We start from the raw sequence: 11,850 nt of genomic DNA on the forward strand, positions 1-11,850 counted from the left end.
TGGCGGGGTCCGGACGGAGAAGGGGGTGTGACGGGCGCCGACCGGCGCCCCCGACGGAAGGAACACCCCATGAAGCGTCGCGTTCCCGCCCTTCTCGCCGCCTCTGCCCTCGCGCTCGGCGCGGTGCAGGCCACGGCCCCCGCTGCCAGCGCCCAGGCCGCCCCCGGGGAGGACAGCCTCGCCGCCCTCCTGACCTCGGACGGCAACACGTTCGACAAGAACAAGAACGACTTCGACATCGTCACCGAGGCCGCGCTCGCGATCGTCGGCGCGAAGCCGGACTCGCCGGTGGCCCTCCTCGCCGACGGCAGCCAGAAGCTCACCGTCTTCGCGCCCACCGACCAGGCCTTCCGCCTGCTGGCCAAGGACCTGACCGGCAAGAACATCAAGTCCGAGAAGGCGATCTTCGACGCGCTCGTCGAGCTCGCCGGTGTCGACACGATCGAGACCGTGCTGCTCTACCACGTCGTCCCGGGCAAGACCCTCACCAGCGGCAAGGTCCTCAAGGCCGACGGCGCCAAGCTCGCCACCGCCCAGGGCGGCAAGATCAAGGTCAAGGTGACCATGAAGCCCAAGGTGTCGGTGACTCTGAAGGACCTCGACAAGGACGCCACCGACCCGAAGGCCGTGCTCGACGCCCTCGACCTCAACAAGGGCAACAAGCAGGTCGCGCACGGCATCGACCGCGTGCTGCGCCCGATCGACCTCTGAGTCGGACCGAGTCGGAGCACACCGAGAACAGGCGCTGGGTGGGGGACGCGGATGAGCACCGTCGCGTTCCCCGCCCGCGCGCCACGCCGGTACGGTGGCGCAGTGGTCACCGGCGTCGCACTCGAGGACGAGCAGGACGATGACGTCCGCTCGGTCGCAGCTCGTCTCGTGGACGGTGACGAGCTCGCCCTCGAGGAGATCTTCGACCGCTGGTCGGCGCTGGTCCACACCTACGCCCTCCGGGCCCTCCGCGACCCGCACGACGCGGAGGACGTCACGCAGCAGGTCTTCGTGGCCGCGTGGCGCAGCCGGCACACGCTGACTCCCAGCCCGACGGCGCTGCCCGCCTGGCTGATCGGCATCGCCCGGCACAAGGTCGCCGACGCCCGGGCCGCGCGGGCCCGCGACAGCGACAGGGTCGCCGCGGTCGCCGCCCAGCCCGAGGCCCACCACGACCTCGTGGAGGCCGTCGACCGCGAGGTCGCCGACCGCCTCGTCGTCCGCCAGGCCGTCCAGGACCTCCCGGACCCGCGCCGCACCATCGTGTTCCTCGCGTTCTGGGAGGAACGCAGCCACGCCGAGATCGCGGAGACCACCGGCCTCCCGCTCGGCACCGTCAAGAGCCACGTCCGTCGTGGCCTCGTCCAGGTCCAGCAGAAGCTCGAGGGGGTGCGCCGTGTCCCACGCTGATCTCGAGGAGCTCGCAGGGGTCGCCCTCGACCACGACGACACCTCCGACGAGGTGCGTCGCCATGTCGCCTCCTGCCCGGAGTGCAGGGCCGTCGTCGCGTCCCTCGCCGAGGCCCGGCACCTCGCCGGCGAGGGGCCGCTCGTCGCCCCGCCGCGCCACGTCCGCGACCGCGTGCTCGCCCACGTGCGTACGCCGGATGCCGCCGCCGACGCCCCGACCTCCGCTCCCTCTCCGCCCATCCCGCTGCGCCGCGGCTCGCACCGCACGACCGGCACGGGTCAGGCCCCCTCCGGGCGACGCGGCGTCCCCGTGTGGGCCGCCGGGCTCGCCGCCGCACTGGCCCTCGTGGCCGGACTCGGCCTCGGCCGCGTCCTGGGCGACGGCGACGCCGCCCCCGAGGCCGTGGACCCGCCGACGCAGTCCGCCACCGTCGTCGCGGCCGCCGACCTCACCGCGCTCGACAGCGACGCCGCCCGCGGCGAGGCCAGCGCCGTGCGCTCCGAGGACACCGTCACCCTCCGCGTGCGCGCCCGCGAGCTCGGCGAGGAGGACGGCTTCCACGAGGTCTGGCTCATCAACGTCGACGGCACCCGCATGGTGGCCCTCGGCGTGCTGGCGAACGGCGACGCGGGCGAGTTCCAGGTCCCCCGGGGGCTCATCGACGACGGCTACCGGATCGTCGACATCTCCATCGAGCCCGAGGACGGCGACCCCACCCACTCCGGGGTCAGCCTCGCCCGCGGCGAGCTCGCCTGACCGGTCCTGCCCGGTCCGCCGCCGCAGGCGCCATCCACCACCGCCCTAGGGGCGGGAGTCCTCGACATCGCGCCGTCCGGGGACTAGGAACGAACCATGAGGTGGAGGTACGCGGTCCTGGGCGGCACGGTGGCGGCCGCGGCCGCGACGACGGCGCACGACCTGGTCCAGCGCAAGCACGCGATCCTGCGCAACTTCCCCGTCGTGGGCCACGCCCGCTTCCTGGTGGAGAAGTTCGGACCCGAGCTGCGCCAGTACATCGTCACGAGCAACGACGAGGAGCGGCCCTTCAGCCGCGACCAGCGGCGCTGGGTCTACGCCAGCGCCAAGCTGGAGAACAACTACTTCGGCTTCGGCACCGACAACGACGTCGAGAACGCCGCGGGCTACCCGGTCATCAAGCACCGGACCTTCGCCGGGCCCGGTGCGGCGACGATGCCGCACGCCCAGGAGGAGGTCGTCCTGCCGTGCGCCAAGGTGATGGGCGCCGCGCGCGGGCGTACGCACGCCTTCCGCCCGGGATCGGTCGTCAACGTCTCCGGGATGAGCTTCGGATCGCTGTCCGGCAAGGCCATCGAGGCGCTCAACAAGGGTGCGGCGATGACGGGGTCCCTGCAGAACACGGGGGAGGGTGCCCTCTCCCCGCACCACCGCCACGGCGGCGACATCATCTTCCAGATCGGCACGGCCTACTTCGGCTGCCGTGACGAGCGCGGCCGGTTCGACCTGGACCGGCTCGTCGACCTCGTCCACTCCGCGCCGGTCAGGGCGATCGAGATCAAGCTCAGCCAGGGCGCCAAGCCGGGGCTGGGCGGGATGCTGCCCGGGGAGAAGGTCAGCCGGGAGATCGCCGAGATCCGCGGCATCCCGGAGGGCAAGGACTGCGCCTCGCCGAGCCGCCACGCGGAGTTCCACGACGTCGACTCGATGCTCGACTTCGTGGAGCTGGTGGCCGGGGCGACGGGCCTGCCGGTCGGGATCAAGTCGGCGGTCGGCAACCTCACGATGTGGGACGACCTCACCGAGGAGATGGCCCGCGGCGGCCGCGGGGTCGACTTCGTCAACATCGACGGCGGCGAGGGCGGCACCGGTGCCGCGCCGATGATCTTCGCCGACTCGGTGGCCTATCCCTTCCGGATCGGCTTCGCCGAGGTCTACCGCCGCTTCGCGGCCGCCGGCCTCACCGACGACGTGGTGTTCCTCGGCGCCGGCAAGCTCGGCATCCCCGAGAACGCCATCGTCGCCTTCGCCCTCGGCGTCGACATGGTGCAGGTCGGCCGCGAGGCCATGATGGCCATCGGCTGCATCCAGGCGCAGAAGTGCCACACCGACCACTGCCCGGTCGGCGTCGCCACCCAGGACCCGCGCTACACGCGCGGTCTCGACGTCAGCCTCAAGAGCGTGCGGGCGGCCAACTACATCCGCTCCCTGCGCCGCGACCTGCTCAAGGTGTCCGAGGCGATCGGCGTCGTGCACCCCGGGCTCATCGGACCCGGCGACATCGACATCCTCGACGGGACCCGCTCGGCCGTCGGGCTGGCCGAGACCTACGGCTACGACCCCACGTGGCCGCGCCTGGGCCCCCGCCTGGTCGAGGAGATCCAGTCGCTCATGGTCGCCCAGGCGGCCACGCACGGCACCGCGGTCGACGAGCACCCCTGACGGGCCGGCGGGGCTCGGCGGTCCCGGCAGGTCCCGGCAGGTGGGCGGCCGGCTCAGCCTGCCGGCGTCCGGCGCACCGTCTTGTCGTGGTGGTCGGGCACCGCCGCGAGCTCGTCGAGGAAGTCGCGCGCCCACTTGGACACGTCGTTGGCCACGACCGTCTTGCGCATGGCGCGCATCCGGCGACCGGTCTCCTTGTCGTCGGCGGCGTAGGCCTCGATCAGCGAGGCCTTCATGCCGTCGATGTCGTAGGGGTTGACCAGCCACGCCTGGCGCAGCTCCTGCGCGGCGCCGGCGAACTCGGAGAGCACCAGCGCGCCCTTGTTGTCGAAGCGGCAGGCGACGTACTCCTTGGCGACGAGGTTCATCCCGTCGCGGAACGGCGTGACGACCATGATGTCGGCCGCGCGGTAGAGCGCCGCCATCTCGTCGCGCGGGTAGGAGACGTGCATGTAGGAGATGGCCGGACGCCCGATGCGACCGTGGTCGCCGTTGATGCGGCCGACCAGCCGCTCGATGTCGTCGCGCAGGATGCGATATTGCTCCACGCGCTCGCGCGACGGCGTCGCGACCTGCACGAAGACCGCGTCCTCCACGTCGAGGTGTCCGTCGCGGACGAGCTCGCCGAAGGCGCGCAGTCGCGAGTAGATGCCCTTGGTGTAGTCGAGCCGGTCCACGCCGAGGAAGATCTTGCGCGGGTTGCCGAGCGCCTCGCGGATCTCGGCGGCCCGCTCGTCGACGCCGCTGCTGCGCGCCAGCTCCTCGAAGCCGGCCGTGTCGATGGAGATCGGGAACGCGGTGGCCTTCACCGGCCGCCCGTCGGGGAGGTAGATGGTGTCGCGGTGGGTCTTGTGGCCCACGCGGCTGCGCACCAGGCGTACGAAGTTGGCGGCGGCACCGGGCAGCTGGAAGCCGATCAGGTCGGCGCCGAGCAGCCCCTCCAGGATCTGGCGTCGCCACGGGAGCTGCGAGAAGAGCTCGGCGGGCGGGAACGGGATGTGGAGGTAGAAGCCGATCCGCAGGTCGGGCCGCTGCTCGCGGAGCATCTGCGGCACCAGCTGGAGCTGGTAGTCCTGCACCCAGACCGTCGCCCCGTCGGCGGCGACCTCGGCGGCGCGGTCGGCGAAGCGCCGGTTGACCGCGACGTAGGACTCCCACCACTCGCGGTGGAACTCCGGCTTGGCGACGACGTCGTGGTAGAGCGGCCAGAGGGTGCCGTTGGAGAAGCCCTCGTAGAACTCCTCGACCTCCTGGGAGCTCATCGAGACCGGCACGAGGGAGAGCCCGTTCTCCACGAACGGCTCGATCTCGTCCTCGTCGGCCGACCCGGGCCAGCCGATCCAGGCGCCGTCGTTGGCGCGCAGCACCGGCTCGAGCGCTGTCACCAGGCCGCCGGGGGAGGGGCGCCACGTCACCGACCCGTCCGGCTGGCTCACCCGGTCCACGGGTAGCCGGTTGGCCACGATCACGAGGTCTGCCTTGGAGGTCCGGCTCACCCCGTCACCCTAACCAGCCGTGCGGTGCCCGCAGACCACCCCGCGGTGCGTCCGTCCCGAGGCGCCCCGCCGCAGGCGCGTGCCGTGAGCCGGGTTTGTCCAGACGACTCGCCGGGAGCGAATGACATCGTTGTCGTTCGTCGCCTAGACTGACGCCAGTCCGCTCGGTCACGGGTGGACGTGGGGTCGAGGAGGAGAAGGCAGATGGACGCAGCGTCGCACATCGCAGCGGAGCAGGAGACTGCGGCCGGGCTGAGCCAGCGCGACCGCGAGATCCTCGAGTTCGAGCGGCACTGGTGGAAGTACGCCGGCGCCAAGGAGCAGGCGGTCCGGGACAACTTCGACATGTCCTCGACCCGCTACTACCAGGTCCTCAACGCGCTCATCGACCGTCCCGAGGCCCTCGAGGCCGACCCGCTGCTCGTCCGCCGGCTGCGCCGGCTGCGCGCCTCGCGCCAGCGGCAGCGCTCCGCCCGCCGCCTCGGCTTCGAGATCTGACCGGCACCTCCCGCGCTGCACCCACCACTCACGATTGGTCACCTTCCCCATGACCTTCCCCACCTTCCCCAGGTTGCTCCGCTCGACCTCCGCCCTCCCTCCGCGCCGCGGGCCGCTGCGCCGCCCGCGTGACGAGCGGGGCGTGGCCTTCCCCTCGCCGCTCGTGATGCTCTCCGTGCTGGCGGTCGCGATGGCCTCGATCACCTTCGTCGCGACGCGCGATCAGGCGCCCACGGAGCGCCGCGTCGACAACACCGCCACCATCGCCAGCGCCGACCAGTCGCCCAGCGCCGAGCCGACCGACACGGCCGTCGAGAAGCCGAAGCCCAAGCCGGAGCCCCGCATCAAGCGCGGCGAGGTCTACGTCGAGGTGTTCAACAACTCCGGCATCAAGGGCCTGGCCGCCATCACCGCCGCCAAGGCCACCGGCGTCGGCTGGGCCGTGGTCGGCGAGGACAACTGGTACGGCGTGGTGCCGACCACCACGGTCTACTTCCCGCCGCGGCTCCGGGCCGCCGGCGAGCAGCTGGCGCTCGACCTCGGCATCAAGCGCACCGCGCCGGCGGTCGGCGTGATGAAGCGCGACCGGCTCACCATCATCCTCACCACCGACGCCCCCCAGTAGTCCCGCACCGTCCCACCGGGCGGGCCGCCGGCCTGCCGGTTGGCCGGGCGTCCGCCCTGCGTGGTTGGCTTCGGTCATGGAGTTCACCTCCGACGACGCGCGTGCCCACTACGACGCCGTGCGCGACGTCCTCGACGGTGTCGTGGTCGGGCTCGACTTCGACGGCACGCTGTCCCCGGTCGTCGATGACCCCGAGGCGGCCCGCCTGCACCCGGGCGCGCCCGGGGCCCTGCTCGAGCTCGCCGAGGCGGTGCGCGCGGTCGCGGTGATCACCGGCCGCCCCGCGCGGCAGGCCATCGCCATGGGCGACCTCGACGCGCTCGGCAACGCCATGCTCGACCGCGGTGCCGAGCTCTTCGTCTTCGGCCAGTACGGCAACGAGCGCTGGTCGGCCACCGAGCAGCGGATCCGCTCGCCGCGCCCCCCTGCCGGCCTCGCGAGCTTCGAGCGCGAGCTGCCGGCGGTGCTGCGCGGCGCCGGCGCCGCCGACGCGTTCATCGAGCAGAAGGGCCTCGCCGTCGCCGTGCACACGCGACGGATGGAGGACCCGGCGGACGCCTTCCAGCGCCTGGTCGAGCCGGTGGCTGCCCTGGCGCACCGCCACCACCTCACGGTGGAGCCCGGCCGCAACGTCGTCGAGGTCCGCTCCGGCGACATGCACAAGGGACAGGCCCTGCGGACCTTCGTCGCCGAGCAGCAGGCGAGCGGCGTGATCTTCGGCGGCGACGACCTCGGGGACGTCGAGGCGTTCGAGGCCGTCCGGGCGCTGCGCGCCGAGGGACTGCCCGGCCTGGTCGTGTGCTCGGCCTCCACCGAGCAGCCCCAGCTCGTCGACCTCGCGGACGTCGTCGTCGACGGCCCCGACGGCGTGGTCGAGCTGCTCGGCGGCCTCCTCCTGCGTCGCTGACCGCTGGGCGGACGCCCCTCATCCACATCGTGGACTCGGTGTGCGCATCGTGAGACGGCCGCCCTAGGCTGAGCGTGCTCATCACGAGGGACTGAGGGAACGGCCCGACGAAGTCCCGGCAACCACCCATGAGCCTCCTGCCCGGCCCACGCCCGGCAGTCATGGGAGCAGGTGCCAAATCCGGCCCACGCGAGAGTCGCGGGGACAGATGAGAAGGAGGACTTCATGAGCACCGTGCTGCACGAGACCACCACCGCCGCTGCGTCGACCGGCTCGACCCGCAAGAGGCTCCGGGAGGGCGCCTTCGGCCATGCCCGCGCCCTGGCCTGCCGCGAGTGCGGGCACGAGGTCGAGCTCGGGCCGTCGTACGCCTGTCCGGAGTGCTTCGGGCCTCTTGAAGTGGCCTACGACTTCCCGACCGTGACGCGCGAGGAGATCGCCGCGGGTCCGGCCAACATCTGGCGCTACAAGGCGCTGCTGCCGGTGCCGTCCGACATCGAGCAGAGCCCCAACACCGAGCCGGGCTTCACCCGCCTGCTCCAGGCGCACAACCTCGGTCGCGAGCTCGGCATCGACACGCTGTGGGTCAAGGACGACTCGACCAACCCCACCAACTCCTTCAAGGACCGCGTGGTGGCCTGCGCGCTGAGCGCCGCGCGCGAGCTCGACGCGAAGGTCTTCGCCTGCCCCTCCACCGGCAACCTGGCCAACGCGGTCGCCGCAGCGGGCGCGCGGGCCGGCATGAAGACGGTGGTCTTCATCCCGAGCAACCTCGAGAAGCCCAAGCAGGTCAACTCGGCCGTCTACACCGACCACCTCGTGGCGGTCGACGGCAACTACGACGACGTCAACAAGCTCGCCTCGGAGATCGCCGGCGAGGAGGAGGGCTGGGCGTTCGTCAACGTCAACGTGCGCCCCTTCTACGCGGAGGGCTCCAAGACGCTGGGCTACGAGATCGCCGAGCAGCTCGGCTGGCGCCTGCCCGACCAGGTCGTCATCCCGGTCGCCTCCGGCTCGCAGCTGACCAAGGTCGACAAGGCGTTCCGTGAGCTGGTCGCCCTCGGCCTCGTCGAGGACAAGCCCTACAAGGTCTTCGGTGCCCAGGCGACCGGCTGCTCGCCGGTCTCGGTCGCCTACAAGGCCGGCACCGACGCCATCCGCCCGGTCAAGCCCGACACCATCGCCAAGAGCCTCGCGATCGGCAACCCGGCCGACGGCATCTACGTCCTCGACATCTGCCGGCGCTCCGGCGGGGCCGTGGAGGACATCAGCGACGACGAGGTGCGCGACGGCATCCTGCTGCTCGCCCGCACCGAGGGGATCTTCACCGAGACCGCCGGCGGCACCACGGTGGGCGTGCTCAAGAAGCTCGTCGAGACCGGCCAGCTCGACCCGACGCTGGAGACCGTGGTCATCAACACCGGCATGGGCCTCAAGACCCTCGACGCCGTCGCCGACCGCGTCGGCCCCGCCGCCACCATCGCACCCAGCTACGACGCCTTCGTCGCGTCCGGCGTCCTCTGAGAGAGGGAACCACCCATGGCAGTCTCCGTCCGGATCCCCACCATCCTGCGCACCTACACCGGCGGCGAGTCCGAGGTCAGCGCCGAGGGCGACACCCTGGCCGCGGTCCTCGACGACCTCGACGCCCACTACGCCGGCATCAAGGGCCGCATCCTCGACGAGGCGGGTGCGCTGCGGCGCTTCGTCAACGTCTACGTCGGCAACGACGACGTCCGGTTCCTCGAGGACCTGCAGACGCCCACCCCGGACGGCGTCCAGGTCTCGGTGATCCCGGCGGTCGCGGGCGGTTGAGCCGCAGCGACCCTCACGGCCCCCGTACGTCGACCACGGCGACGTGGCCGCGGCCGTCGACGCGCACCTCGGCGACGGCGCCGTCACGCAGCAGGTCCTCGGCCGCCGCCGCCTCGTCCTGCGGCAGGAACCAGCTCTCGATCCCGCAGCGCAGCTGCCACGACCGGTCGTCGCACGCGAGGTAGGGGCCCTCTTCCGGCCGTTCGCGCGACCACCCGTCGGCGACCCACACCTCGCCGTCGGGGACGAGGCTGACGTAGACGTCGCCCCGCTCCCCGTCGTCGGGGACCTGCCCGCCGCGGGGCAGGTCGGGGTAGTCGAGCGCGACGTACGCGCCGCGGAACGGGTCGACCGGGTCGAGGGCCGCGACCCTCAGGAGGTAGGTCTCGCCGGTGGCCCGGGCGGAGAGCTGCGGGGCGACGGACAGGCCGACGAGGGCGAGCTGCGTCACGGCGACGACGGCGGTGGTGGTGGTGCGGTTCACGGGTCTGCTCCTCAGGAGGCGTCGGTGGGGGTGCCGGGAGAGCTCGGGGTGGGCGGGACGTCGAGGGCCTGGGCCAGCCCGCGGCGGGCCCGGTCGAAGAGGAACCCGGTGCCGAGGAAGACGGTGCCGAGCACCACGAACAGCCAGGCCCCGGTGACGATCGGCGCGAAGACCGCGAAGCTCTGGAACGTGGTGAAGACGACGAGCGCGGTCGTCGCCATCCAGGTGAGCGCCGGGTGGTCGCGCAGCGCGCCCAGCGCGACGAGGCCGACGGCGAGGGCGGCGTACGCGGCGACGGCCACGGCGGCGCGCAGCCAGTCGGCCGTGCCGACGTCCGAGGCGTCCGAACCGGTGGTCCACAGGGCGAGGACGCCGGCGCCCAGCAGCACGCCGATCGCACCGACCGGCTCGAGGATCCGGGCGCCGGGCCGGGTGACGGCGGCGAGCGCTGCCGCAGCGGCTGCGACGGCCAGCGCGAGCACGAGGGACGTCGACCACACGATGCCGTCCGAGCCGATGTCCGGGATGGCGGCGACGAACCCGGCCAGCAGCGCCATGCCGGCGGCCACGGTGCGCCAGGCGCGGGCGAACCGGTCGGCGCGCCCGTCGTGGACCACCGCCAGCGCGGCCGCGAGCACCGCGCCCGCGCCGAGGAGCACGACGGCGGTGAGCCCGCTCTGCTCGTCCCACAGCGGTTGGGTCAGCCACCACCCGACGCCGGTGACCACGCCGACGGCGAAGGGCGCGAAGGCGCCGGTCAGGTAGCCGTGCAGGAGGGCTCCGGCCGCCCACAGGCCGACGAGGCGCGGCTCGAACGCGGGGACCTGCAGCGACTGGGCGGCCTGGAAGACCATTGCGCCGAGGCCGAGGGCGGCGAGGAGCCGGGCGGCCCCGACGACGGAGGGGGACGCGCGCCGGTGGGCGAGCACCTCGCCCCCGACGAGGAAGAACAGCCAGAGGGCCGCGACCAGCCCGAAGCGGGTGAGGGGAGCGAGCCGGTCGAGGTTGGCAGCCACCAGCCAGACGAGCCCGGTGCCGACGAAGGCACCGCCGACCCGGAGGAGGAGCCCGCCGAGGAGCGGCCGGGCGTGGCGCTCGGGTCGGTAGCGGGTCGAGATGCGCGCGGCCTGGCCCTCGGTGATGAGGCCCTGCGCGGTCCAGTCGTCGAGCTCGGATCGCAGCCAGGACAGCCGGCGCGGGGGGACGGGGCGGGGTGCGAGGCTGACGGATTCGGTCATGTCCCCACCGTCGTCCGCCGGTGGGCCGGTGTCGTGAGTACGCGGACCCGGGTGTGGGTGAGCCGTTGGGCGCTCCGTCGACCGGGGTTGTGCCGACGTTCAGGTCCGTGTGGTTCAACCGACCCGTGTCCAGCAAGCACCTGACCCGCGCCGGGGTGGCGCTCACCCTCCTCGGCGGCGTCGCCGGCGGTACGGCGTACGGCGCCCGCGAGCTGCTGCAGCGCCAGGCCGCCCAGGCGCGGCGGGCGATCGGCAAGCCGCTGGGGGAGCAGGCGCCCTCGGCCGACAAGCACTACAAGCGCAAGTACGGCGAGCCCGTCGACCTGCTCGTCCTCGGCGACTCGATCGCCGCGGGCCTCGGGGCGGAGCGGCCCAAGCACACGCTCGGCAGCCGCCTGGCGCGCGGGATCGCGAAGCACGCCGGCAGGTCCGTACGGCTGCGCACCGCTGCCGTCGTCGGGTCCGAGAGCAGCATGCTGGCCGGGCAGCTGGCGTCGCTGCCCGACTCCTACCGCCCCGACGTCGCCGTCATCATCGTCGGCGGCAACGACGTCACGCACCGGGTGCCGGTCGCCGAGTCGGTGCGCCACCTCGGCGCCGCGATCGACGACCTGCGCGCCCGGGGGGCCGAGGTGGTCGTGGGCACCTGCCCGGACCTGGGCGCGCTGCGCCCGGTCCCGCAGCCGCTGCGCGCGCTGGGCTCGCGGGCGTCCCGCCAGCTCGCCGCCGCCCAGCGGGCGGAGGCGCTGGAGCGCGGTGCCCGGGTGGTCTCGCTCGCGCACGTCGTCGGCCCGTTCTTCATCAGCAACCCCGACGAGATGTTCAGCCTGGACCGCTTCCACCCGAGCGCCCACGGCTACAAGCGGACCGCCAAGGCGATGCTGCCGTCGGTGCTCGCGGCCCTCGGGCTGGTGGAGGTCGTGCCGTTCGGGCACCACGTCCCGGGGGTGGGCGGGTCAGGCTAGGG

General features: G+C 73.0%; 13 protein-coding genes and 1 riboswitch. Of the genes, 10 read left to right on the plus strand and 3 right to left on the minus strand.

The features are described from left to right. Positions 1 to 69 precede the first annotated feature (69 nt). The 4 genes from HN031_RS10795 to HN031_RS10810 all read left to right on the plus strand — a co-directional run bounded on the left by HN031_RS10795 (position 70) and on the right by HN031_RS10810 (position 3,820). Positions 70 to 711 carry a fasciclin domain-containing protein gene (locus tag HN031_RS10795; protein ID WP_172269742.1) on the plus strand — a complete coding sequence of 214 codons (642 nt, stop codon included), beginning with the start codon at positions 70 to 72 and terminating at the stop codon, positions 709 to 711. 51 nt (positions 712 to 762) lie between these two features. Continuing rightward, on the plus strand, positions 763 to 1,401 hold the full coding sequence (locus tag HN031_RS10800; protein ID WP_172269744.1) for an RNA polymerase sigma factor: 639 nt from the start codon (positions 763 to 765) through the stop codon (positions 1,399 to 1,401). After that, a complete protein-coding gene (locus HN031_RS10805; RefSeq protein WP_172269746.1) occupies positions 1,388 to 2,158 on the plus strand; it encodes an anti-sigma factor in 771 nt (256 codons plus the stop codon). Before HN031_RS10800 ends, HN031_RS10805 begins: the two co-directional genes overlap by 14 nt. Positions 2,159 to 2,254: 96 nt before the next feature. Then, complete coding sequence (locus tag HN031_RS10810) at positions 2,255 to 3,820, plus strand: FMN-binding glutamate synthase family protein (protein WP_172269748.1); 1,566 nt, start codon at positions 2,255 to 2,257, stop codon at positions 3,818 to 3,820. Between the two features lie 53 nt (positions 3,821 to 3,873). Here HN031_RS10810 and HN031_RS10815 read toward each other — a convergent pair whose 3' ends face one another. Then, positions 3,874 to 5,316: a trehalose-6-phosphate synthase gene (locus HN031_RS10815; protein WP_172269750.1), complete on the minus strand. Its 1,443-nt coding sequence runs from the start codon at positions 5,314 to 5,316 to the stop codon at positions 3,874 to 3,876. A gap of 204 nt (positions 5,317 to 5,520) precedes the next feature. On the opposite strand from HN031_RS10815, the gene HN031_RS10820 reads away from it, so the two are divergent. The 5 genes from HN031_RS10820 (at position 5,521) to HN031_RS10840 (ending at position 9,161) form a co-directional block, all read left to right on the plus strand. Beyond that, a complete protein-coding gene (locus HN031_RS10820; RefSeq protein WP_172269752.1) occupies positions 5,521 to 5,814 on the plus strand; it encodes a DUF3263 domain-containing protein in 294 nt (97 codons plus the stop codon). A gap of 49 nt (positions 5,815 to 5,863) precedes the next feature. Beyond that, positions 5,864 to 6,439 (plus strand): LytR C-terminal domain-containing protein, encoded by a 576-nt coding sequence (locus HN031_RS10825; RefSeq protein WP_172269754.1) that lies wholly within the window; start codon positions 5,864 to 5,866, stop codon positions 6,437 to 6,439. A 76-nt stretch (positions 6,440 to 6,515) separates the two neighbouring features. Then, complete coding sequence (gene otsB / locus HN031_RS10830) at positions 6,516 to 7,346, plus strand: trehalose-phosphatase (RefSeq protein WP_172269756.1); 831 nt, start codon at positions 6,516 to 6,518, stop codon at positions 7,344 to 7,346. A gap of 75 nt (positions 7,347 to 7,421) precedes the next feature. Further along, a riboswitch (SAM riboswitch) is annotated at positions 7,422 to 7,561 on the plus strand. 10 nt (positions 7,562 to 7,571) lie between these two features. Continuing rightward, the gene (thrC, locus tag HN031_RS10835; RefSeq protein ID WP_172269758.1) at positions 7,572 to 8,870 is read left to right on the plus strand and encodes a threonine synthase; all 1,299 of its coding nucleotides are present in this window, start codon (positions 7,572 to 7,574) and stop codon (positions 8,868 to 8,870) included. Between the two features lie 15 nt (positions 8,871 to 8,885). After that, a complete protein-coding gene (locus tag HN031_RS10840; RefSeq protein ID WP_172269760.1) occupies positions 8,886 to 9,161 on the plus strand; it encodes a MoaD/ThiS family protein in 276 nt (91 codons plus the stop codon). 13 nt (positions 9,162 to 9,174) lie between these two features. Here the strand turns inward: HN031_RS10840 and HN031_RS10845 are convergent, their stop codons facing one another. Both HN031_RS10845 and HN031_RS10850 read right to left on the minus strand, forming a co-directional pair. Beyond that, positions 9,175 to 9,645 carry a GDYXXLXY domain-containing protein gene (locus HN031_RS10845; RefSeq protein ID WP_172269762.1) on the minus strand — a complete coding sequence of 157 codons (471 nt, stop codon included), beginning with the start codon at positions 9,643 to 9,645 and terminating at the stop codon, positions 9,175 to 9,177. 11 nt (positions 9,646 to 9,656) lie between these two features. Next, complete coding sequence (locus HN031_RS10850) at positions 9,657 to 10,883, minus strand: DUF2157 domain-containing protein (RefSeq protein WP_172269764.1); 1,227 nt, start codon at positions 10,881 to 10,883, stop codon at positions 9,657 to 9,659. Positions 10,884 to 11,008: 125 nt separating this feature from the next. Between HN031_RS10850 and HN031_RS10855 the strand changes: the two genes are divergently transcribed. Continuing rightward, the gene (locus tag HN031_RS10855; protein WP_322424933.1) at positions 11,009 to 11,848 is read left to right on the plus strand and encodes an SGNH/GDSL hydrolase family protein; all 840 of its coding nucleotides are present in this window, start codon (positions 11,009 to 11,011) and stop codon (positions 11,846 to 11,848) included. Positions 11,849 to 11,850 lie beyond the last annotated feature (2 nt).

This window comes from Nocardioides sp. zg-1308, from assembly GCF_013155375.1.
GTDB classification, from domain to species: domain Bacteria; phylum Actinomycetota; class Actinomycetes; order Propionibacteriales; family Nocardioidaceae; genus Nocardioides; species Nocardioides renjunii.

What these genes read in the sequence shown, in the direction of transcription:
- HN031_RS10800 (WP_172269744.1), top strand. Translation starts at nt 763, where the DNA reads ATGAGCACCGTCGCGTTCCCCGCCCGCGCGCCACGCCGGTACGGTGGC.
- otsB (WP_172269756.1), top strand. Translation starts at nt 6,516, where the DNA reads ATGGAGTTCACCTCCGACGACGCGCGTGCCCACTACGACGCCGTGCGC.
- HN031_RS10840 (WP_172269760.1), top strand. Translation starts at nt 8,886, where the DNA reads ATGGCAGTCTCCGTCCGGATCCCCACCATCCTGCGCACCTACACCGGC.
- HN031_RS10820 (WP_172269752.1), top strand. Translation starts at nt 5,521, where the DNA reads ATGGACGCAGCGTCGCACATCGCAGCGGAGCAGGAGACTGCGGCCGGG.
- HN031_RS10810 (WP_172269748.1), top strand. Translation starts at nt 2,255, where the DNA reads ATGAGGTGGAGGTACGCGGTCCTGGGCGGCACGGTGGCGGCCGCGGCC.
- HN031_RS10825 (WP_172269754.1), top strand. Translation starts at nt 5,864, where the DNA reads ATGACCTTCCCCACCTTCCCCAGGTTGCTCCGCTCGACCTCCGCCCTC.
- HN031_RS10795 (WP_172269742.1), top strand. Translation starts at nt 70, where the DNA reads ATGAAGCGTCGCGTTCCCGCCCTTCTCGCCGCCTCTGCCCTCGCGCTC.
- HN031_RS10850 (WP_172269764.1), bottom strand. Translation starts at nt 10,883, where the DNA reads ATGACCGAATCCGTCAGCCTCGCACCCCGCCCCGTCCCCCCGCGCCGG.
- thrC (WP_172269758.1), top strand. Translation starts at nt 7,572, where the DNA reads ATGAGCACCGTGCTGCACGAGACCACCACCGCCGCTGCGTCGACCGGC.